The organism is Profundibacter sp., assembly GCF_056498605.1.
In genome coordinates, this window is record NZ_JBSMEZ010000062.1 from 1 (window position 1) to 19,836 (window position 19,836).

23 protein-coding genes and 1 tRNA gene are annotated in these 19,836 nt (G+C 55.9%); 11 read left to right on the plus strand and 13 right to left on the minus strand.

Annotation, left to right across the window (positions count from 1 at the left end):
• Positions 1-216, plus strand: a 216-nt coding sequence (locus tag ACWB12_RS06315) for a multicopper oxidase domain-containing protein (RefSeq protein WP_479529217.1), incomplete at its 5' end; no start/stop codon positions are given.
• A 24-nt stretch (positions 217-240) separates the two neighbouring features.
• Here the strand turns inward: ACWB12_RS06315 and ACWB12_RS06320 are convergent.
• Positions 241-873 carry an NAD(P)-dependent oxidoreductase gene (locus ACWB12_RS06320; protein ID WP_479529218.1) on the minus strand — a complete coding sequence of 211 codons (633 nt, stop codon included), beginning with the start codon at positions 871-873 and terminating at the stop codon, positions 241-243.
• 17 nt (positions 874-890) lie between these two features.
• On the minus strand, positions 891-1,382 hold the full coding sequence (locus ACWB12_RS06325) for an anthrone oxygenase family protein (RefSeq protein ID WP_479529219.1): 492 nt from the start codon (positions 1,380-1,382) through the stop codon (positions 891-893).
• A 73-nt stretch (positions 1,383-1,455) separates the two neighbouring features.
• Here ACWB12_RS06325 and ACWB12_RS06330 point away from each other — a divergent pair, with 73 nt between their 5' ends.
• Positions 1,456-2,052: a TetR/AcrR family transcriptional regulator gene (locus ACWB12_RS06330; RefSeq protein ID WP_479529220.1), complete on the plus strand. Its 597-nt coding sequence runs from the start codon at positions 1,456-1,458 to the stop codon at positions 2,050-2,052.
• On the opposite strand, the gene ACWB12_RS06335 is transcribed toward ACWB12_RS06330, so the two are convergent.
• Both ACWB12_RS06335 and ACWB12_RS06340 read right to left on the minus strand, forming a co-directional pair.
• On the minus strand, positions 2,049-2,507 hold the full coding sequence (locus tag ACWB12_RS06335; RefSeq protein WP_479529221.1) for a hypothetical protein: 459 nt from the start codon (positions 2,505-2,507) through the stop codon (positions 2,049-2,051). The two genes, ACWB12_RS06330 and ACWB12_RS06335, sit on opposite strands and share 4 nt — an antisense overlap.
• A 203-nt stretch (positions 2,508-2,710) precedes the next feature.
• Positions 2,711-3,496, minus strand: a complete 786-nt coding sequence (locus tag ACWB12_RS06340; RefSeq protein ID WP_479529263.1) for a lytic murein transglycosylase — start codon at positions 3,494-3,496, stop codon at positions 2,711-2,713.
• Between the two features lie 186 nt (positions 3,497-3,682).
• On the opposite strand from ACWB12_RS06340, the gene ACWB12_RS06345 reads away from it, so the two are divergent.
• Positions 3,683-4,840: a trans-sulfuration enzyme family protein gene (locus ACWB12_RS06345; protein ID WP_479529222.1), complete on the plus strand. Its 1,158-nt coding sequence runs from the start codon at positions 3,683-3,685 to the stop codon at positions 4,838-4,840.
• 97 nt (positions 4,841-4,937) lie between these two features.
• On the opposite strand, the gene glnA is transcribed toward ACWB12_RS06345, so the two are convergent.
• Positions 4,938-6,344: a type I glutamate--ammonia ligase gene (gene glnA, locus ACWB12_RS06350; protein ID WP_479529223.1), complete on the minus strand. Its 1,407-nt coding sequence runs from the start codon at positions 6,342-6,344 to the stop codon at positions 4,938-4,940.
• A gap of 49 nt (positions 6,345-6,393) precedes the next feature.
• Positions 6,394-6,732: a P-II family nitrogen regulator gene (locus ACWB12_RS06355; protein ID WP_479529224.1), complete on the minus strand. Its 339-nt coding sequence runs from the start codon at positions 6,730-6,732 to the stop codon at positions 6,394-6,396.
• A gap of 173 nt (positions 6,733-6,905) precedes the next feature.
• Here ACWB12_RS06355 and ACWB12_RS06360 point away from each other — a divergent pair, with 173 nt between their 5' ends.
• Positions 6,906-8,504, plus strand: coding sequence for an NAD(P)H-hydrate dehydratase (locus ACWB12_RS06360; RefSeq protein ID WP_479529225.1), 1,599 nt, complete (start codon positions 6,906-6,908; stop codon positions 8,502-8,504).
• Here ACWB12_RS06360 and ACWB12_RS06365 read toward each other — a convergent pair.
• Positions 8,501-8,953 (minus strand): Hint domain-containing protein, encoded by a 453-nt coding sequence (locus ACWB12_RS06365; RefSeq protein ID WP_479529226.1) that lies wholly within the window; start codon positions 8,951-8,953, stop codon positions 8,501-8,503. The genes ACWB12_RS06360 and ACWB12_RS06365 overlap by 4 nt on opposite strands.
• A 250-nt stretch (positions 8,954-9,203) precedes the next feature.
• On the opposite strand from ACWB12_RS06365, the gene ACWB12_RS06370 reads away from it, so the two are divergent.
• From ACWB12_RS06370 to ACWB12_RS06380, 3 genes are all read left to right on the plus strand, one after another.
• Positions 9,204-9,286, plus strand: a tRNA-Leu gene (locus ACWB12_RS06370).
• Between the two features lie 195 nt (positions 9,287-9,481).
• Complete coding sequence (gene tig / locus ACWB12_RS06375; RefSeq protein WP_479529227.1) at positions 9,482-10,813, plus strand: trigger factor; 1,332 nt, start codon at positions 9,482-9,484, stop codon at positions 10,811-10,813.
• 90 nt (positions 10,814-10,903) lie between these two features.
• Positions 10,904-12,148, plus strand: a complete 1,245-nt coding sequence (locus ACWB12_RS06380; RefSeq protein WP_479529228.1) for an FAD-dependent oxidoreductase — start codon at positions 10,904-10,906, stop codon at positions 12,146-12,148.
• Here ACWB12_RS06380 and ACWB12_RS06385 read toward each other — a convergent pair.
• From ACWB12_RS06385 to rpsF, 4 genes are all read right to left on the minus strand, one after another.
• Positions 12,137-12,787 (minus strand): hypothetical protein, encoded by a 651-nt coding sequence (locus tag ACWB12_RS06385; protein ID WP_479529229.1) that lies wholly within the window; start codon positions 12,785-12,787, stop codon positions 12,137-12,139. The two genes, ACWB12_RS06380 and ACWB12_RS06385, sit on opposite strands and share 12 nt — an antisense overlap.
• A gap of 257 nt (positions 12,788-13,044) precedes the next feature.
• The gene (gene rplI / locus ACWB12_RS06390) at positions 13,045-13,695 is read right to left on the minus strand and encodes a 50S ribosomal protein L9 (protein WP_479529230.1); all 651 of its coding nucleotides are present in this window, start codon (positions 13,693-13,695) and stop codon (positions 13,045-13,047) included.
• 12 nt (positions 13,696-13,707) lie between these two features.
• Positions 13,708-13,935, minus strand: a complete 228-nt coding sequence (gene rpsR, locus ACWB12_RS06395; protein WP_479529231.1) for a 30S ribosomal protein S18 — start codon at positions 13,933-13,935, stop codon at positions 13,708-13,710.
• 26 nt (positions 13,936-13,961) lie between these two features.
• On the minus strand, positions 13,962-14,315 hold the full coding sequence (gene rpsF / locus ACWB12_RS06400; protein ID WP_479529232.1) for a 30S ribosomal protein S6: 354 nt from the start codon (positions 14,313-14,315) through the stop codon (positions 13,962-13,964).
• Between the two features lie 277 nt (positions 14,316-14,592).
• On the opposite strand from rpsF, the gene ACWB12_RS06405 reads away from it, so the two are divergent.
• Together ACWB12_RS06405 and ACWB12_RS06410 are read left to right on the plus strand one after the other, a co-directional pair.
• Positions 14,593-15,237 (plus strand): hypothetical protein, encoded by a 645-nt coding sequence (locus ACWB12_RS06405; protein WP_479529233.1) that lies wholly within the window; start codon positions 14,593-14,595, stop codon positions 15,235-15,237.
• 129 nt (positions 15,238-15,366) lie between these two features.
• Positions 15,367-15,942 (plus strand): YceI family protein, encoded by a 576-nt coding sequence (locus ACWB12_RS06410; protein ID WP_479529234.1) that lies wholly within the window; start codon positions 15,367-15,369, stop codon positions 15,940-15,942.
• 130 nt (positions 15,943-16,072) lie between these two features.
• Here ACWB12_RS06410 and ACWB12_RS06415 read toward each other — a convergent pair whose 3' ends face one another.
• Both ACWB12_RS06415 and ACWB12_RS06420 read right to left on the minus strand, forming a co-directional pair.
• Positions 16,073-16,597, minus strand: a complete 525-nt coding sequence (locus ACWB12_RS06415; RefSeq protein ID WP_479529235.1) for a GNAT family N-acetyltransferase — start codon at positions 16,595-16,597, stop codon at positions 16,073-16,075.
• A 157-nt stretch (positions 16,598-16,754) separates the two neighbouring features.
• Entirely contained in the window at positions 16,755-17,945 is a 1,191-nt protein-coding gene (locus ACWB12_RS06420) for a cytochrome b/b6 domain-containing protein (RefSeq protein WP_479529236.1), read from the minus strand.
• A 205-nt stretch (positions 17,946-18,150) separates the two neighbouring features.
• On the opposite strand from ACWB12_RS06420, the gene fabD reads away from it, so the two are divergent.
• Complete coding sequence (gene fabD / locus ACWB12_RS06425; RefSeq protein ID WP_479529237.1) at positions 18,151-19,098, plus strand: ACP S-malonyltransferase; 948 nt, start codon at positions 18,151-18,153, stop codon at positions 19,096-19,098.
• Positions 19,098-19,835, plus strand: a complete 738-nt coding sequence (gene fabG / locus ACWB12_RS06430; RefSeq protein WP_479529238.1) for a 3-oxoacyl-[acyl-carrier-protein] reductase — start codon at positions 19,098-19,100, stop codon at positions 19,833-19,835. Before fabD ends, fabG begins: the two co-directional genes overlap by 1 nt.
• The last annotated feature ends 1 nt before the right edge of the window (position 19,836 follow it).

Below are 19,836 nucleotides of genomic sequence, written 5' to 3' on the forward strand. Positions count from 1 at the left end.
CATGTGCACGGAACATCGTTTCAGGTGCTTTCGCTGAACGGGCAAGCGGTGGAATACGGCCGCATGGGGATGAAAGACGTGGTGTTGGTCAACGGCACGGCGGAACTGCTGGTGCAGGTGGACCGCAAGGCCAATGCGGACCACCCGTTCATGTATCACTGCCATATTCTGGAACACGAGGATATGGGAATGATGGGCCAGTTTACGGTGGCATAAGCGCTGATTATCGCCCTGCCTTGATTAATACGAAAGGCAGGGCGCCTTATGCAGGTAGGTATTATTGCCCACTTGCCGCAGCATGAAATCAGCCACATCGGCGGTTGAAATCTTGATTTTCAGTTTGCGCATCCGCGGGTCAAACCCGTGCCAGTAGTCACCGCTATGTGCCCCCTTTGCATCAAAGGCGGCGGGGCGCGCCAGCGTCCAGTCCAGCCCGCTGGCGCGAATGATGCCTTCCTGCATTTCGTGATCGCGATAAAGGTGGCGCATCAGCAGGGGCACCAGCAGATATTTATAGAGCGCGGGCAGCATTGCGTGGCTGTCATTGGCCCCCATCCCCGACAGACAGATCAGCCGCTTTACACCGACCTGTTGCATCGCGGTGACGATATTGGCGGTGCCTTTGGCGCGCAGCTGGTCCTTGTTCATCAGCGGCATGCCAAGCGCGATTAAGACCGCTTCATGGCCTTTGACCGCAGCGTTTACGGCTGCTGCATCCAGCACATCGCCCTTTACCGATTGAAGGTTTTCATGGCTTTGGGCCAGCTTTTGCGGGTTGCGCGAAAACGCTGTCACTTTGTGACCCTGTTGCAGGGCTTGGGTGACGATATGTTGGCCAACTTTGCCAGTTGCACCGAAAATTATCAGTTTCATTACAGTTTCCTTTTTAACTAAGTGAGGGTGGGAATTGCGACCAGAATGCAGATGGCCGATGACGCCGTTGCGAGGGCGCGACCGTAATTCCAGAACGTCCAGCGCGGCACATAGACCTGCCAATAGGTGGCGGCCTCGGGGCTGTCATAGGCCCATTGGTCCAGACGGTTGTTCATTGGAACATTGAACAAAAACGTCAACCCCAGCACCCCAAAGGCGTAAAGGGCTGCGGCGGCAAACAGCAGGGTGGTGGCCACGCTGGCGGGGATGGTCAGATAGGCAAATCCGGCCAGCCCGAGCGTCAGGGCAACATTGCCCAGCAACAGCACCATGGTCAGGGATTTCCAGATTTCGCGGTTGATAATCTGCATCGCCTCGATCCCAGCTGCGGGGCGGGATAATCTAAACGAGCGCATGACAAAATCGGAAAATGTTAAAAACAGACCAGAACTGAGGGTGACAGTGATGACGGCCAGTCCGCACAGAATTTGTAAAAGCGGGGGGGACATTTGTATCTCCTTTCGGGTTTGGAATCAGTCTGCTTGACACAGTGTCAATTGACGGCAAGGGCAGGAATAGATAATGCTTTACATTATGTCAAGCAACGAGCCCGATACCCGCACAAAAATTCTGAATGCAACATGGAAGTTGATGGAAAAACGCCGCGGCGTTGGTGTGCGGATGAGCGATATTGCAAAATCCGCCGGTATATCGCGTCAGGCGGTGTATCTGCATTTTGCAACGCGTGTTGAACTGCTAAGCGAGACAACCAAATATGTAGATAAAATCAAAGGCTTGGATCAGCGTCTTCTTGCGGTGGCGGGGGCCAAAGACGCCATCGAAATGATGAATGCCTATGTCGACGTCTGGGGCAATTACCTGCCCGAAATACACGGTTTGGCGGGCGCATTGTTTGCGGTGCGTGAAACGGATGGCGCAGCCGAAGCCGCATGGGATGAGTGCATGTCATGCCACCGCGACGGGTGTGCTGGCATCGTGGCGGCATTGAAATCCGAAGGGAAACTTGCGGGGGACTGGACTGATTCTGAGGTCACAGAAATGATGTGGGTGCTGTTGTCATTCCAGACATGGGAGCAGCTGACGGTCGAATGTGGCTGGTCAACCCAGCAATACATTCGCTGGATGAAGACCGTTTTAGCGCAGACCTTCGTTAACTAGCCTTTGCGCTGTGAATTGCCACTGGATTGCTTTGCCTTGCCGCGGCTGTTTGATTTACCCGATGCTGTGCCCTTTTTCCCCGCCGATTTAACCACGGTTTTTTCATCGCGTTTGCGTGTGCTCTGGTATTTCTTGTGGCTAACGTCGGCGCATTTGGAACAGGTGTAGGTGTCGTCAACGTCATATACCTCTTCCAGCCACGTGGTGATTTCGGTATCGCCGTTTTCCAGCTCCTTGCGGCTCTCGCGGGCCTCGGATTTTACCAACATCTCGGCTTTGTCCGTGCGCGAGATGCTAAAGGCAGCGTTGCATTTGGCGCATTTCGCCCCCGAAGCCCCAGATGACATGGATTTGCGATAGACACCGCCCGCCGCAAGTAAGCCGACCACCGCAGCACCGCCTTGACGGACCATGCCGCCCTGACCGCCCAGCAACCAATAGGCGAGCGCTGCCACAATCACGCCAAGGATCACCCCGCCGATGATGGCCCCTTTTTTGATCGAGGCACGCAGGGTTTATTGCTGGTCAGAAAGTTGTGTCATTGGTAAATTCCTTGGTCAATAAAATGAGCTGCCGACAGTATGCACGGATTTTCCATTATGCCAAGAAAAAGGGAGCACCAGATGCTCCCTTATAAGAAATTTGTTGGGTGGGGGTGCTAACCTTCGATTTTACCCGCCATAATCGCAATCGCTTTCTGATAAACACCTGCTGCATTCCATTCTTGAATCACACGAAAATTCGGCTGGCCTTCCTGATAGCCCTTACCGGGCTTCCAGCCCTTTTGACGCAGGTAATTGGCGGTGCTGGCCAGCGCATCGGCCATATTGGTCATGTCCAGACGCCCATCCCCATTGCCATCTACGCCATATTTCAAAACATTGCCCAGCAGGAATTGGGTATGGCCCAACTCGCCGTGTTTTGCGCCGATAGAATTGGACGACACAGAACCGCTATCAACCAGTTTTAGACCCGCAATAATGTGCGGCGTAAAGAAATCCGAACGCCGGCAATCATAGGCGAGCGTGGCGGCGGCGGAAATCAAATTGCTGTCGCCCATACCCCTGCCAAATGCTGTTTCCATGCCGTGAATGGCAACGATCACAGCCGCTGGCACGCCGTATTTCTTTTCAAGGTTGGCGTAGAATGTCGGGTTCTTGGCAATCCGGCGGCGTCCCTGTGCGACGATGGTATCGGCCCCGCGTATCTGCATGAATTTGGCCAAGCTGTATTTGAAGCTTTTCTGGTTTCGGTCCGCCGCAATCGTGCGTTTGGCGTAGGTTGTGGCAGCCAATGCGGCCAGACCGCGTTTGCCAACACCGGCCGCTTTGGCCTCTTTGGCAAAGGCGGATTTCCAAGCATTGAAACCTGCGGAGGTATTGCCGCATTCAGCGGCTTGAACTGGGGCGGCGAACATTGATATCGCAATGCCTGCGGCGACCATGGATGTTGAGAATTTACCGGACATATTGCCCTCCCTAAATCATTACGCGCCGACTGTAGCGTGGCAAAAGTCAAATAGCAAAACACCCCTGACGCACAGTCCGATATAGGCGGATGAAAGCAACATCCGGTGCTTGCATTTGTGTGATTAGTTGCGCACGGTTAATCACTTACAAAAGGAAACCGTATGTCAAAACCACCCAGTCAGTTAAACCTGTCGCCAGCCACCCTCGCCGTTCAGGCGGTGCACCATCCGAATGATGAAACCGGCGCTGTGGTGCCCGCGATTGAACTGTCCTCGACCTTTGCACGAGACAGCGACTACCAATTGCGCAACGGGTATGTTTATGGACGCAACGGTGGCCCGACCACGGCGCAGGCGCAAACGGTTATTTCCAGTCTGGATGCAAGTGCGGCGTCCCTGTTGTTCGGGTCCGGAATGTCGGCGTTTGTGGCGCTGTTTGAAACGCTGGAAAACGGCGACCACGTAGTGCTGCCGCAAGTTATGTATCATGGCGGTCTTGCCTGGGTGCGTCGACTCGAGGCCAAACGAGGATTGCGGGTGACATTATTTGATGCCACCAAAGCGGACGCGTTACGGGATGCTGTGAGCAAAGATACCGCATTGGTCTGGATCGAAAGCCCGACCAACCCGAATTGGGATATTATCGACATCGCGGAGGCTGCGGAAATTGCCCATAATGTGGGCGCGTTGCTGGCGGTCGATTGCACGGTTTCACCGCCTGTTACGACGAACGCACTGGCGTTGGGGGCGGACATCGCCTTTCAATCCGCTACCAAATATCTGAATGGGCATTCGGATATCACAGGCGGGGTTTTGTCATTGGCGCAAGAAGGGGCGTTGCTCGAAGAATTGAGCTTGGTCCGTATATTGCAGGGCACGATCATGGCCCCGTTCGAGGCATGGTTGTTGATCCGCGGTATGCGCACGCTCTATCTGCGCTATGAACGCGCCTCGGCAAATGCGCTGACAATCGCCAAGCATTTTGAGGGGCACACGATGGTCGAGGCCGTGCTTTATCCTGGATTGCCGTCCCACCCGGGGCATGATGTGGCCTGTCGCCAGATGAAGGCTGGTTTCGGCGGGATGTTGTCATTGCTGATCAAGGGGGGCGAGGATGCTGCGCGCGACGTTGCCCGATATACGCAGGTGTTTTTCCCAGCGACATCACTGGGCGGGGTCGAGAGCCTGATTGAGCACCGTAAAACGGTAGAGGGACCGCATTCATTGGTGGCCGCGAACCTGTTGCGCCTGTCGGTCGGGATCGAGGATGTGCGCGATCTGATTGCCGATCTGGAACAAGCGCTGGAACGGGCGCAGTAATTTTGCGCTAACCGCTCGGCCCTAGCAAATAAAAAAGGGCGCCCGATTGGAGCGCCCTTTGGTTTTTGTTGTATCGGGCGAATGCCCGCCAGGCGCCTTAGCAGCTGTAATACATCTTGTATTCAATGGGGTGCGGTGTGTGCTCGTAGGCATAAACCTCGTCCCATTTCAGGTCCATATAGGCTTCGATCTGGTCTTTGGTGAACACATCACCCGCCAACAGATAATCATTGTCGGCTTCCAACTCGTCCAACGCTTCACGCAGCGATGCACAGACAGTCGGGATGCCGGCCAGCTCTTCCGGTGGCAGATCATAGAGGTCTTTGTCGGATGCAGGGCCCGGATCAATCTTGTTTTTGATGCCGTCAAGCCCAGCCATCAGCAGGGCTGCAAAGCACAGGTACGGGTTGGCGGCAGGGTCAGGGAAACGGGCTTCGACACGTTTTGCCTTGGGCGATTCCGTCCACGGGATACGCACACAACCCGACCGGTTTGAGGCGGAATAGGCGCGCAGAACCGGTGCTTCAAACCCCGGGATCAGGCGTTTGTAGCTGTTGGTCGACGGGTTGGTGAATGCGTTCAGCGACTTGGCGTGCTTCAGGATACCACCGATGAACCATAGCGCCTGATCCGACAGATCAGCGTATTTGTCGCCCGCAAACAGCGGCTTGCCGTCTTTCCAGATCGACATGTTGACGTGCATGCCGGTGCCGTTATCACCTGAAATCGGCTTGGGCATAAAGGTGGCGGATTTGCCGTAGGCGTGCGCTACGTTGTGGATCACGTATTTGTATTTTTGCAGCTCGTCCGCTTGATGCGTCAACGATCCGAAAATCAGGCCCAGTTCGTGTTGGCAGGACGCCACTTCGTGGTGGTGTTTATCAACCTTCATGCCCAGACGTTTCATCGTCGACAGCATTTCTGAGCGGATGTCCTGAGCGTCATCAATCGGGTTCACAGGGAAATAGCCGCCCTTGACGTCTGGCCGATGGCCCATGTTGCCCATTTCATAGGACGTGTCGGTGTTCCATGACGCGTCGCCTGCATCAACCTCGAAGGAAACCTTGTTCATCTCGACGCTGTAACGCACATCGTCAAACAGGAAGAATTCAGCCTCGGGGCCGAAATAGGACACATCCCCAATGCCGGACGCGATCAGATAAGCCTCGGCTTTTTCGGCTGTGCCGCGCGGATCGCGGGTGTAGGCCTCGCCGGTGTCGGGTTCAACCACCGAACAATGCACCGCCAGCGTTTTTTCAGCATAAAACGGATCAACATAGGCCGAGGCCGGATCCAGCATCAGTTTCATGTCGGAGTTGTCGATTGATTTCCAGCCAGCGATGGAGGAGCCGTCAAACATAAAGCCTTCCTCAAGGAAGTCTTCATCCACCAGATCGGCAACCACAGTGACGTGTTGCAGTTTACCGCGCGGATCGGTGAAGCGGACATCAACATATTCGATGTCCTCGTCCTTGATCAGCTTTAGCATGCCTTTGTTGTCCATTTTATTTCCTCTTTTTTTGAATAAATACTGTGGCGGTGGCCCGCCGGTTTTATATCGCGTCTATGCCGGTTTCGCCCGTGCGGATGCGCACGACCTGTTCCACCGCGGTGACGAAAATCTTGCCATCGCCGATTTTGTCGGTTTTGGCGGCGTCTACAATCGCTTCAATGGCGCTGTCGACCATATCCTCGGGCAGGACCACCTCGATTTTCACTTTGGGCAGAAAGTCGACGACGTATTCGGCCCCACGGTAAAGTTCGGTGTGGCCCTTTTGGCGGCCAAAGCCTTTGACCTCGATCACGCTAAGGCCCTGAACACCCACGTCTTGCAACGCTTCTTTGACTTCGTCCAGTTTGAACGGCTTGATGATGGCTTCGATCTTTTTCATGACAGGCGACTCCCCTAATCGGTGGTTTCCCCCGTGATAGATCACTTTCAAATAGGGGCGACAATTCGCTATGGTGACAGGGGCAGGGGTGCGGGATGGATTCTGCGCCTTGTGATTAAAATTTAGGCGATACGTGCGAAATATGTGCGGTTTGTGAAAATGCGAGGCATGAGATGACCGAACTTCTGACAGCGGCCCAGATGCGGGCGATCGAGCAGGCAGCGATAGGCAGCGGCGAGGTCACGGGGCTGGAGCTGATGGAGCGCGCGGGGCGCGGCGTGGTTGAGGCGGTGTTCGAGGAATGGCCGGAGTTGGCTGCGACCTCGCATCGGGCGGTGGTTTTATGCGGGCCGGGCAATAACGGCGGCGACGGGTTCGTGGTGGCGCGGTTGCTGAAGGAATGGGGCTGGGAGGTTGAGGTGTTTCTGTATAGGGACGCTGCGAAGCTGCCGCCGGATGCGCGGGTGAATTATGAGCGGTGGGCGGCGATGGGGGAGGTTGCCACTTTAAGCGATTTCGATGGGCGCGGTTGGGGGTGTGATCTTCTCGTTGATGCATTGTTTGGAGCCGGTTTGAAACGTGGCCTGCGCGAACTTGGTGAGTTGTTTTGGAATATGGAAGACATGGTCGATTGCTTTCAGATTGAACAGGGGCACAAACTGGGACGACCCGCAATTGTCACTGTCGATATTCCAAGCGGCATTTGTGCGGATAGTGGCAGGTGTTTTCCACATGAAGATGATCATAACAGGTTTTCTGCGGCGGCACATTTGACGGTTAGTTTCCACGTGGGAAAACAAGGGCATTTTCTTGCAGAAGGGCCGCGGCAATGCGGAAAACTGGTGGTGAAGGATATAGGGATAACGGAACCGAAAAAGTGGAGATGGGAAAACCGGAAGTCAATTTGCAAAGTGACATCGCCTCTTCATGAAAGCTGGATTTGCAAAGATGTGGAAGATCACAAATTTCAACACGGCCACGCACTGATCCTGTCAGGTTCCTCCGGCAAAAGCGGCGCGGCGCGGTTGGCAGCGCGCGGCGCATTACGCATCGGCGCTGGGGTGGTGACGGTGGGCTGTCCGCCGGATGCTGTGGCCGAGAATGCGGCGCAGTTGAATGCGATTATGTTGGCTCCGGTGCATGACGCGGATGCTTTGGCGCGGATTTTGCAAGATGCGCGGATCAATGCGCTGTGTTTGGGGCCGGCACTGGGTAAGGATGAGCGCGAGCGGGAACTGGTGCGGGTTGCGCTTGAGGTCAAGCGCCCGACTGTTCTGGATGCGGATGCGTTGTCGATCCTGTTTTTTGACGAGGTGGATGCGCTGTTTGGTAAGCTGCATGAGAACGTGGTGCTGACCCCGCACGCTGGCGAATTCGCCCGCATGTTCCCTGACATTGCGGAAAAACTGAACGCGCCCGCCACCACAGGCCCCGCCTATTCCAAGGTCGACGCAACGCGGGAAGCGGCCAAGCGGGCGGGATGTGTGGTGTTGTTCAAAGGCGCGGATACGGTGATTGCAGCACCTGATGGTCGCGCCGCGATCAATTCAGCCCATTATGATCGCGCCGCCCCTTGGTTGGCCACGGCAGGGTCGGGCGATGTGTTGGCGGGGTTCATCACGGGACTTTTGGCGCGGGGTTTTGCGCCGATGCAGGCCGCGGAAACGGCGGCGTGGCTACATGTGGAGTGCGCGCGCAGCTTTGGCCCCGGCTTAATCGCCGAGGATCTGCCAGAGGCATTACCAAAAGTGCTTAAATGCTTGGGTATTTAGGCTGCTAACGCAAGCTCGCGCACGGAGCTGGCGACTTCCAGACCGTTGGCATAGACAACGTGGGCTGTGTCGAATTCCAGTTCATACAGGCGCATGGTCTGTTCTTCGCATTTGGCGATATATTCGCCATCTGCCAGACGCGATACGGGCACCATGGCGGAATCTGTTTTATACAGCGCCTGAGCCAGCAGGCCGCGCACCAGAATGTGCTGATCGGCGGCAACATATGTGTCAGCCACAGGGCGACCTTCGCCCAGACGGTCAGCGGATATTTTGTAGGGACGCATGGTGACTTCACGCATGTGAACGGCGGTCAGTACGGCCATGCCGCTGTCACGGGTGATCACACGATCACCGACGTTCAGATGTTCAACGGGGATTTCGCCATCCAATGTCAGCACAATGGTGCCCATTGCGATTCCAGAACTTGTATCCTTGTTGGGTGTCATAGCGTTTCTCGCTTTTTATGATTTCTGCCTCGGTTTTCCACCAGCAATAAGGCGCGAATGTGTTTAAGTCGCGTAAATATTGTGAATTAATGGTTACTAGCCTATGGGTGTGACCTTTGTGAATCACGTCTTTATCCTCGGGTAAATCACATTTCGCCCCAAGTTTGGACGAATTGCGATTAAGCTGTTTCATCTAATCGAAAAGCGCTGTAGAAGGCCCAGACTTTGGATTTACCACCGAAGTAAATGTGCGGGTGTGGCGGAATGGTAGACGCGCCGGTTTTAGGTACCGGTTCCTATGGAGTGAAGGTTCAAGTCCTTTCACCCGCACCATTTTCTGCTTCACGCCCCAAAGGGGCTCCAGCGGGGCGGGCTGACCGCCCGAAGCGCAGTCGCGCTTTTGGGTGCCTACTCAGCCTGTTTTCTTGCGTTTTCCCTTGCACCGCGCTTGGCCCGCCACTAGAAGAACCCTGATCTATTCCCGCCGTGCATTTTGCGCGGCCCATTCAGTTATGAAGGACCACTGCCATGCAGGTCAAAGAGACCCTGAACGAAGGCCTGAAGCGCGCCTATTCCATCACCATCACAGCCGCCGAGCTGGAAGCAAAGGTTACCGAGAAGCTGAAAGAGGCGCAGCCCGAAGTTGAGATGAAGGGCTTTCGCAAGGGCAAAGTCCCGATGGCGCTGATGAAAAAGCAATACGGCCAAAAGGTTATGGGCGAAGCGATGCAGGAAGCTGTTGACGGCGCTATGGCCAAGCATTTCGAGGACAGTGGTGATCGTCCGGCGATGCAGCCAGAGGTCAAGATGACCAATGATGAATGGAAAGAGGGCGACGATGTTGCCGTCGATATGTCCTATGAAGCGCTACCGCCGATTGATCAGCCTGATCTGAAGAAGATCAAGCTGGAGAAACTGGTGGTCAAGCCCGAGGACGGGGACGTTGAGGACGCGCTGAAAAGTCTGGCCGAAACCGCGCAGAACTTTGAAGACCGCAAGGCGGGTTCCAAAGCCAAAGACGGCGACCAGATGACGTTTGATTTTTCCGGCTCTGTCGATGGCGAGCTGTTTGACGGCGGCACAGCCGAGGATTACCCGCTGGTGCTGGGCTCCAATTCCTTCATCCCCGGCTTTGAAGAGCAGCTGATCGGTGCCAAAGCCGGTGATGAGCTGGACGTAAAAGTAACGTTCCCTGCTGAATATGGCGCGGAAAATCTGGCCGGTAAGGACGCGGTTTTTGCCTGTAAGGTGAAAGCGGTGAAAGCACCGGCTGCGGCGGAAATCAATGATGAGTTGGCCAAACAGTACGGGGCCGAGGATTTGGCAGACCTGAAAGGTCAGATTTCCGAGCGTTTGGGCGCTGAATATGGCGGCGCTGCGCGGTCATTGATGAAGCGCGGTCTGCTGGATGCATTGGACAAGGCAGCAAAGTTTGAACTGCCACCGTCTTTGGTTGAGGCCGAAGCGGGCCAGATTGCGCACCAACTGTGGCACGAGGATAACCCCGATGTCGAAGGTCACGATCACCCAGAAATCGAGACCACGGACGAGCATAAAAAGTTGGCCGAACGCCGCGTGAAGCTGGGCTTGTTGCTGGCTGAAATGGGCCAGAAAGCCGAAGTTGAAGTGACCGACGCCGAAATGACCCAAGCGATCATGAATCAGGCACGCCAGTACCCGGGCCAAGAGCGTGAATACTTTGAATTCGTACAACAAAATCAGCAGATGCAGCAGCAAATGCGCGCCCCTCTTTTTGAAGAAAAGGTCGTGGATTACGCGTTTGAGCTGGTGTCCGTGACGGAAAAGGAAGTGTCGAAAGAAGATCTTGAGAAGGCGCTGGAGGCGTTGGAAAAAGAATAGGTCTTTTACACACACATCAACAGATCAGGGTCGCCTTTCGGGGCGGCCCTTTTTTGTTGCGGATCGGGGCGTGTGGCGTAGTCTGACACTATGGAAAATCATCAGCATAAACAGCAGAGCGCGGTTGTTATCGGGGCCGGAATTATCGGGCTGACGACAGCGTTGCGGCTGGCCGAGGCAGGCTATGCGGTCGAGGTGATCGAACGCGAGGCCGAGGCTTGTGACGGATCATCCAAGGCCAACGCGGGGCAATTGTTATATGACCGGATAGGCGCGATGGGGTCGGTTGGGTTTTTGCGGGCCTTGCCTGCCACGATGTTCAACCCTGATCAGGGGGTGTCGGTGTTCGGGCTGGCCAACCCTGCAAGGTGGCCGTGGGCGGGGGTGTTTTTGCGCCAATGTACGACGCAGCGCTGGCAGGAAAACACCCGCGGTTTGCTGGACCTTGCAGCGCGGTCGCGGCGGGTGATGGCGCAGGTAAGCGCGCAATACGGGCTGTCGTATGACTGGCGCAAACCCGGCAAGTTGATTGTGCATCCAACCGCCGTGAGGTTGGCAGCAGCGGATCAGGCTTTGCTGTTTCAGGCGCAGTTTGGCGGGCACCATGAGGTGTTGGAACGTGAGGCGTGTCTGGAGCATGAACCCGCGTTGCGCGATACCACGCGGACCATTGCGGGCGGGGTGTATCTGCCGGATGCGCAAGTGGGTGATTGCCGCAAGTTCGGGCAGGGGATTGCGGATGTATTGGCTGACAAGTTCGGGGTGCGGATCAGGTATGGGGTGCATGTTTCAGAGCTGGTTCATAGCGGTGGACGGGTGACAGGATTGCGCAGTGACCAAGGGCTGATCAAGGGCGATGTGTTTGTGGTTGCGACGGGCAAAGCGGCAAGGGATTTGCTGCGCGGCGAGTTTTCGGGGAAAAAGCGGATCACTGGGGTTAAAGGGGTGAGCCTGACTTACCCCGCAGGGGATGCACCCCCTGACATGAGCGTGACAGATGCGGCGGGGAAGTTTGTGGTGATGCGGCTGGGGGGCCGCGTGCGGGTGGCCGGATATGCGCTATTTTCAGACGGGGACGCGGTAAAGGCGCAGTATGTGCAGCGGCTGGCCGATAAGGCGCGGGCGTTGATGCCTAGGGGCGCACAGTATGATGCGGCGCCCGAGGTTTGGGTCGGGATCAGGCCGCAAACGCCGGATGATCTGCCGATGATTGGGCAGGCAGGGGCAGTAAACCTGTTTGTGAATGCAGGGCACGGATCGCTGGGATGGACGTTGGCGGCGGGATCGGCCGAGGTATTGGCCGAGAAGATCGCAGCGGCGGGCCTAGCGCCCTAACGTGATTTGTAGACCCATGCGCAGGGTGATGCCGCGGCTGTTATGTTCCAGCGGAAAGGTGCGAAAGGCGCCTGTGCCGGATGAATGAACCGGTGGGCGGGTGTGCGCGCGAATTTCGGTGAACAGGGTGGTGCGTTTGCCCGCATATTTGGACAGGCGCAGGCCGATCATGGCATATGGCGCACGGTCAGAGGTGCGAAACCCGATGCCGGGGCCGGACATGGAATAGGTGCTGTGGCGCGCACCTAGACCGGCGCCTGCGTGCATCGCCCATATATCGCCACCACCGACGCGGGTCCAGATCGAGGCCAGCATGCTGGTGGTTTTGATCGTGGTCGGATGGTTGCCCGCAGGCCCTGTGGCAGTGAAATCGGAGTTCATCCGCTCAAATACCTCTAGTTCAAGGTCAAAAGGGCGATTGCCGATCTGGAAGGCGTCCCGAAAACCAATCGCCACGGCATAGTCGCTGGATTGGGCCGAAGCAATCAGGGCACGTCGGCCCGGGGTGGTAGGGCCGTTCCAGACGTCGAATTTGTGATCCTCAAAGCTGGTCCCAAAGGACAGCGCCAGATAAGAGGCGGCGCTGGCGGGGGAAAAAGAGAGCAGCAGGACTGCAAGAAATGAGTAGATATAACGCATGAAACACCCGATCCGTTTATGGCCCCCATTGGTTGGGGTAGCGGGTGGCGACATTAATTTCTATTTAACAATGAATGTTTGGTTAAGAGCGGAAGGTTGCTCAATAATCGGGTAGATCGTTGTTATAAAATGGCAAAGTATAAAAATAAGTGATTTTATATCGATTTACCTATCGTAAATAATGAAGGCTTGGTTAACAAAAAAGCCGCGCCAGAGCGATCCGGCGCGGTTTTGAAATTTTTTCGGAAGACAAATGCCTAGGCTTCGTCTTTGCTTACGGCTGCTTCAGCAGCACCCTCGGCGGGGGCTTCTTCGTCAGCAGGAGCGGCAACCAGATCTTCGTCCTCGGATGCAGCTGCACCGATATCGTCGAACAGCTCGGCAATCTCGAACTCGGCTTCGGCTTCTGCCTCGGCTGCCAGTTCGGCAATAGATTTACCAGCGGCTTGCAATTCGGCTTCTTCAGTCGAGCGCGCAACATTGAGTTCAATCGTTGCTTCGACCTCGGGGTGCAGGCGCACGATTACGGCGTGCAGGCCCAGTTCCTTGATTGGTGCAGTCAGGACAACCTGTTTGCGATCAACCGAGAACCCGTCAGCGGTGGCAGCGTCGGCGGCGTCACGGATGGTGACCGAGCCATAAAGCGAACCGGCGTCGGAAGCGGTCCGAATCACAACGAACTGCTGGCCATCCAGTTTTGCAGACAGCTTTTCAGCCTCGCCCTTGGATTCAAGATTACGTGCTTCGAGTTGCGCTTTTTGCGTTTCGAAGTGGGCGATGTTGGCTGTCGAGGCGCGCATCGCTTTGCCTTGTGGCAGCAGGAAATTGCGCGCGTAGCCGTGTTTTACGGTTACAACATCGCCCATTTGACCCAGCTTGGCCACACGTTCCATCAGGATTACTTGCATGTGCTTTGCTCCTTATTTCACGGCGTAAGGAAGCAGGGCGAGAAAGCGGGCGCGTTTGATGGCGCGGGCAAGTTCACGTTGCTTCTTGGCCGAAACGGCGGTGATGCGCGAAGGCACGATTTTACCACGCTCTGAGATATAGCGCTGCAGGGTGCGGGTGTCTTTGTAGTCAATCGCAGGTGCGTTATCGCCCGAGAATGGGCAGACCTTACTACGACGAAAAAATGGTTTAGATGCCATGGGTTAGGACCTTTCTTTGGCTAAAATTAACGACGCGGACGGCGGTCGCCGCGCTCTTCGCGTTTTTGCATTTGAACGGATGGCAGTTCCTTGTGATCATCAACTTTGATGGTCAGAACGCGCATCACATCGTCATGCAAACGCATCAGGCGTTCCATTTCCTGAACAGCCGGTGCAGGTGCATCCGAACGCAGAAAAGCATAGTGGCCTTTGCGGTTTTTGTTAATTTTATAGGCCATTGTTTTGATGCCCCAATACTCGTGATCCACGAGTTTCCCGCCATTGTCGGTCAGGACAGCACCAAAATGTTCAATAAGGCCTTCGGCTTGCGTGTTGGACAGATCCTGACGCGCAATCATCACATGCTCATATAGTGGCATGTATACTCCAATTCATATCAAAGCGTATTTCAAAGTGTGGGTCAAACCCTTGCCACGACCCACCCACGAGAGACTACGCTGGTTTGTAATTAATGCGACAAGGAAGCCGCCTTATACATCGCTGGGCCACTGATGCAAGACACATTGGTTAGGGTCTTGTGACAGAGTGGTTACTGCCGGATCAGCCGACAAGCCGCCAAAATGAACCACCCGTGCCCAAGTTTCGTCAATTTTGGCTGCGACATACAACTACAAGATGAGCCTTGGAGGAAAAACAATGAACGCAATTTCCAATAACAAAGAGTTCACAGAAAAAACCACTCGCGAACCATCGGTGTCAGCGGGTGAAACCTATTGGGGGTATATTCTACGCTGCCAAACCTGTGATCGGTCATTGGCTATTTTGATGCAATGGACGGCGGCTTTTGTCGGCGTTTCGTTATTGTTTGCGGCATTCGGGTTCTGGACATTGCCGGGGTCGGCAATTTCATCGGATATCCTCGGGTTCAAGATGGGGATATCCACGGTCATGGGGATTGTTGGCCTAACACTGGTCTGGTTTGCCTCGCATGGCACCGATAGCGAGTTTCAGGTCGATCTGGCGCGGTCGGAACTGCGCGAGGTATTGCGCAACAGGCAAGGCAATGCACGGGTTCTGAGCCGGACAAAGTTCGGGGAAATCGACGCGGTATTTATTGACCGTGCGACCACAGAATACGGCAAGTCGCGTCTTATGTTGCGTCTGGCGGAATCTGCACTGGTGATCGAGGTTGCCAGTGATTATGAGGAACATCTGACCCGCCTTCGGGATCGTTTGGCCTATGATATTCTGGGCAAAAAAGCGCCGATACGCGCCATGGAAAATCGCGGGTTTATCAAGAACGGCGCACAGGGTGTGATCAAGCCAGCAATGGTTGCCTGATCGCCGTGCAGATTCAGCGCCCCGATGGTGTTCATTTGCGAACACAAACTGTTGAACCATACCATATTGCCCTAAAGCCAAGCAGCGCCGACACTGCGACCCATCGCAAACAGAAAATGGGAAACTCAGATGAAAACCACGATACTCGCCGCTGCCATTGCCGCATTGACCGCAACAACGGCCTATAGTGCGCCGGAAAAATACACTCTGGATGCCAGTCATAGCCAGATTGTGTTCTCTTATAATCACCTTGGGTTTTCGACCACCTGGGGCATGTTCTCGGGGTTTGAAGGCGACATCATGTTCGATGCGGATGCGCCTGATGCGTCATCTGTTGCGGTCTCGATGCCGCTGAAATCCATGATGACAGGTTGGGAAAAACGGTTTGAACACTTCATGTCGCCGGATTTTTTCAATGCCAGTGACGATAGTGTGGTCAGCTTTACTTCGACCGCCATCGAGGTGACGGGGGACGCAACCGCGAAAATCACCGGTGATCTGACGGTCGGCGGGGTGACCAAATCTGTGGTGCTGGACGCGGTTCTGAACCAGAACGGCGAGCATCCTATGATCGGTAAGCCGTGGCTGGGGTTCAACGCCACAACCAAGCTGCTGCGCAGCGAATTCGAGGCCGGCAAGTTCGCGCCATTCATTGGTGACGAAGTGGATGTGATGATCTCGATCGAGGCGATGAAGGCCGAGTGATCCGATTAAATATTTATGAACATATTAGGTCGCCCCTGAATTCGGGGCGACTTATGACGTTGTTTTGTAGGTGTGCTTGAAATGGGCGGCTAGCAGAATTTGATAAATGACGGCTTGGAGCCCAAATTGATCATATGGGTTCAGGTAGGTGGGTCCAAACTTCAGCATCTGGTTCGTGATCAGCACGCGCGCCATCGGTCTCCGCTCCGAGACGTTTCGCAACCGCTTGCGAACGATGATTTTCGCAATCAATGTAGCTAACCAATTGGTTGAATCCATGGGCTTGATACGCCCAGCTACGAACTGCCCGCCCAGCTTCGGTTGCGTATCCTTTGCCCTCGGCTCCTTCAAAAAGATGCCACGCCAACTCAACTTCTGGCCAATTTGAATGTTTAAGTAGCCCGACACGACCTATAGGAAGGCTCCGTCCACGTTCAATTAGCGTAAAGAACCCAAACCCGTGCCATTGCCAGTGACCAATCCCGATCAAAAAGCCAAACCAAGCTTGTTCCTTGCTGCCCGTTTCTCCCTGAGCCTGCATCCTCGGCGAACTCGTCATGAATCGGGTAAACTCGGATAGGTCGCTTTGTAGTGGTCCGCGTAGGGTTAGGCGTTCCGTTTCAAGGGCTGGCGCGGACGTCAAAGGGTCGGTCATATCGGCCTCCGTTCGGACATTATTTTAGGAACTATAACTCGCGATGGCCAGATAATACACCACCTTCGGCCTCGAATTAGAGGGCGGCTTTGTCCGCATTTCGGTCGCCCCAAGTTTAACTGAAGGCTGCTTCAAAAAGAAACCCGTTATACCCACGCTATAAGCCACCACGGCTTGCCGTCAGATCAATGCTGACCGCGACGGGGAATTTTAGCGATGCCTCGTCCGGCATGTTTGCACCGATGCTGAAATCCAGCCGGTTCAGGGTGAGTTGGCCGGACATCACGGCTGTTTCTTCGTTGATCGAAAGGGTGAAAGGCAGGGTGGCGGGTTGCTCAACGCCTTTGATCGTCAGGATGCCTGTGGCGGTGTAGTCATCGCCCATAGGGCTGATATCGGCGGTGAAACGGGCTGTCGGGTGCGTTGTGGCGTCAAAGAAATCAGCGCCAAGGGCTTGCGAGCTGAGCGAGCCAAGGGTCAGGCTGGCGATGTTGACGGTGGCATCGACGGTGCCGGTGCCGGTTTCGGGATCAAAGCTGATGGCGGCAGTCCAGTCGGTGAATGTGCCGGTGACATCACTGCCAAACTGGCTGACGCTGATGGCAAGGGTGCCGTCGCTGACCGTCCAGTCGCTGGTGACAGAGGCCAGTTGCGGGGCGGCGATGATCTCGGCCGGTTTGGCCAGCCCGACCCACGCGCCGATTCCGATGGCGACGGCGTAGACAGTGATTGCGGCCAGCAGGGGGGGGCGACTGTGGGCTTGTGGGGGCAGGGCGGCGATGTCTGTGCGGCCCGGGAGCATCCGTTGCAGGGTTTGGTCACGGTCGATCACCAGATGTTTTAGTGCACCGGCGATGTGCAGTGCGATTGACGCCAACAGCAGTTTGGTGAACACGAAGTGCCCACCGGAAAAGAACGCTGATACGGCCTCGGATTTTGGCACCAGCGGCAGGGATTGGCCAAACGGCCACAGGATCGGGGCAAAGCCGACGCTGGCGGCGTGGTTCAGCCAGCCCGATAGGGGCACGATTAGCATCGAGATGTAGAGCAGCCAGTGGATCGCTTCGGCAGCAAAGGTTTCCAACTTGTTATCAGAGTGCAGGCCCGCGGGTTTTTTCTGACTGATTGCCCAGAGGATGCGGGCAAGGGCGGTGAAAAAGGTAGCAACCCCGACGGTTTTATGCAGCGAGAACAGCAACGCCTTTTGTGCGATTTCATCGCCGGTGGCAAAGGGAGCACCATTGGCAAGGATGCCCAGTGGAAAGGCCGAGAGGATCAACAGGGCGGTCAACCAGTGAAAGGTTTTGGTAACGCTGCCGTAGGTGGTCTGGGTGTTGCTGCGGGACATGGCGGGCTCCTGATTTATGTTCAGAGTGACATATCAGGGCAGATGCATGGGATAAATTCGGCGTGAGAGCACCGATTATGTGCGCGAACAGAGATTTGATGCCTGCGGTGCGGATATTTGGAGAACAATGATGGGGGCGATTGCGTATGTGTGGCTGGCGGGGTATTTGCGAAGCAAGACAATGTGACAGCAAAAGGAGTGGCCAATGAGCCGAGCATTTGTATTTCCGGGGCAAGGGGCGCAGACCATCGGGATGGGGCGCGATTTGGCGGCTGCATATCCCGCGGCGCAGGCAGTATTTGACGAAGTAGACGAGGCGTTGGGTGAAAAGCTGTCATCGTTGATCTGGGAGGGGGAGCAGGATGTGCTGACCCTGACGGCAAATGCACAACCGGCGTTGATGGCGACATCATTAGCGGCGATGCGGGCGCTGGAGGCCGAGGGGGTTTCCGTAAGCGATGCGGCGTTTGTGGCGGGGCATTCATTGGGCGAATATTCGGCATTGGCGGCGGCGGGCGCGATTTCGGTGGCCGATACGGCGCGTTTGCTACGGGCGCGCGGCACGGCGATGCAGGAAGCGGTGCCTGTGGGCATCGGCGCGATGGCGGCGTTGCTGGGGCTGGATTTTGCTACTGTTCAAGAGGTGGCAGCCGAGGCGGCGCAGGGCGAAGTTTGTCAGGCGGCCAATGACAATGATCCGGGGCAGGTTGTGGTTTCTGGGCATAAGGGCGCGGTTGAGCGGGCTTGCGAGATAGCCAAGGGGCGCGGGGCGCGGCGGGCGGTGATGCTGCCTGTATCCGCGCCGTTTCACTGTGCCTTGATGCAGCCTGCGGCGGATGTAATGGCTAAGGCGCTGGCGGATGTTGCGATCAAGGTGCCTATGGTGCCATTGGTGGCCAATGTGCGGGCCGAGGCGGTGACGGATCCCGATGTGATCCGCAGCTTATTGGTCGAACAAGTGACCGGATCGGTGCGCTGGCGCGAGAGTGTTTCCTATATGGCGGATCAGGGCGTGGACCAGATTTGGGAGATTGGCGCGGGTAAGGCGCTGTGTGGCATGATCCGGCGCATTGCCAAAGAGGTTTCAACAAAAGCAGTAGGCACGCCAGACGATGTGGCCGCCGCAGTAGAGCAAATGAAGGGTGAGGCATAATGTTTGATTTAACAGGGAAAACGGCGCTGGTAACGGGCGCATCTGGTGGCATTGGCGGCGCGATTGCCAAGGCGTTGCACGGGGCGGGCGCAACGGTGGCGTTGTCGGGCACGCGGGTTGATCCGCTGGAGGCTTTGGCGGCGGAACTGGGCCAGCGGGCGTATGTGCTGCCCTGCAACCTGTCGGATGCGGATGCGGTGGATGCGTTGCCAAAGCAGGCGATCGAGGCGATGGGTGGGCTGGATATTCTGGTCAACAACGCCGGTATCACCCGCGATAATCTGTTTATGCGGATGAAGGATGAGGAATGGGCGGCGGTTCTGGAAGTGAACCTGACCAGCACTATGCGTCTGTGCCGTGGCGTGATGCGCCCGATGATGAAGGCACGTTGGGGCCGGATTGTGAATATTTCCTCGATTGTCGGCACCACGGGCAACCCCGGACAGGCGAATTACGCGGCGGCCAAGGCGGGGATGATCGCAATGGGCAAAAGCATTGCGCATGAGGTGGCCAGTCGCGGGATTACAGTGAATGCAGTTGCGCCGGGGTTCATTGCCACGCCAATGACCGATGCGCTGACGGATGATCAGAAGGATGCGATCAACAAGCAGATACCTGCCAGCCGGATGGGCACGCCCGAGGAGATTGCGGCGGCGGTGTTGTATCTGGCGTCTGAAGAAGCGGCCTATGTGACGGGGGCGACACTGCATGTGAATGGCGGCATGTCGATGGTGTAAC

Bases quoted from the DNA above. Each gene is read 5' to 3' on its own strand.
- ACWB12_RS06320 (WP_479529218.1), bottom strand. From the start codon at position 873: ATGAAACTGATAATTTTCGGTGCAACTGGCAAAGTTGGCCAACATATC.
- ACWB12_RS06325 (WP_479529219.1), bottom strand. From the start codon at position 1,382: ATGTCCCCCCCGCTTTTACAAATTCTGTGCGGACTGGCCGTCATCACT.
- ACWB12_RS06330 (WP_479529220.1), top strand. From the start codon at position 1,456: ATGCTTTACATTATGTCAAGCAACGAGCCCGATACCCGCACAAAAATT.
- ACWB12_RS06340 (WP_479529263.1), bottom strand. From the start codon at position 3,496: ATGGTCGCCGCAGGCATTGCGATATCAATGTTCGCCGCCCCAGTTCAA.
- ACWB12_RS06345 (WP_479529222.1), top strand. From the start codon at position 3,683: ATGTCAAAACCACCCAGTCAGTTAAACCTGTCGCCAGCCACCCTCGCC.
- glnA (WP_479529223.1), bottom strand. From the start codon at position 6,344: ATGGACAACAAAGGCATGCTAAAGCTGATCAAGGACGAGGACATCGAA.
- ACWB12_RS06355 (WP_479529224.1), bottom strand. From the start codon at position 6,732: ATGAAAAAGATCGAAGCCATCATCAAGCCGTTCAAACTGGACGAAGTC.
- ACWB12_RS06360 (WP_479529225.1), top strand. From the start codon at position 6,906: ATGACCGAACTTCTGACAGCGGCCCAGATGCGGGCGATCGAGCAGGCA.
- ACWB12_RS06365 (WP_479529226.1), bottom strand. From the start codon at position 8,953: ATGACACCCAACAAGGATACAAGTTCTGGAATCGCAATGGGCACCATT.
- tig (WP_479529227.1), top strand. From the start codon at position 9,482: ATGCAGGTCAAAGAGACCCTGAACGAAGGCCTGAAGCGCGCCTATTCC.
- ACWB12_RS06380 (WP_479529228.1), top strand. From the start codon at position 10,904: ATGGAAAATCATCAGCATAAACAGCAGAGCGCGGTTGTTATCGGGGCC.
- ACWB12_RS06385 (WP_479529229.1), bottom strand. From the start codon at position 12,787: ATGCGTTATATCTACTCATTTCTTGCAGTCCTGCTGCTCTCTTTTTCC.
- rplI (WP_479529230.1), bottom strand. From the start codon at position 13,695: ATGCAAGTAATCCTGATGGAACGTGTGGCCAAGCTGGGTCAAATGGGC.
- rpsR (WP_479529231.1), bottom strand. From the start codon at position 13,935: ATGGCATCTAAACCATTTTTTCGTCGTAGTAAGGTCTGCCCATTCTCG.
- rpsF (WP_479529232.1), bottom strand. From the start codon at position 14,315: ATGCCACTATATGAGCATGTGATGATTGCGCGTCAGGATCTGTCCAAC.
- ACWB12_RS06405 (WP_479529233.1), top strand. From the start codon at position 14,593: ATGAACGCAATTTCCAATAACAAAGAGTTCACAGAAAAAACCACTCGC.
- ACWB12_RS06410 (WP_479529234.1), top strand. From the start codon at position 15,367: ATGAAAACCACGATACTCGCCGCTGCCATTGCCGCATTGACCGCAACA.
- ACWB12_RS06415 (WP_479529235.1), bottom strand. From the start codon at position 16,597: ATGACCGACCCTTTGACGTCCGCGCCAGCCCTTGAAACGGAACGCCTA.
- ACWB12_RS06420 (WP_479529236.1), bottom strand. From the start codon at position 17,945: ATGTCCCGCAGCAACACCCAGACCACCTACGGCAGCGTTACCAAAACC.
- fabD (WP_479529237.1), top strand. From the start codon at position 18,151: ATGAGCCGAGCATTTGTATTTCCGGGGCAAGGGGCGCAGACCATCGGG.
- fabG (WP_479529238.1), top strand. From the start codon at position 19,098: ATGTTTGATTTAACAGGGAAAACGGCGCTGGTAACGGGCGCATCTGGT.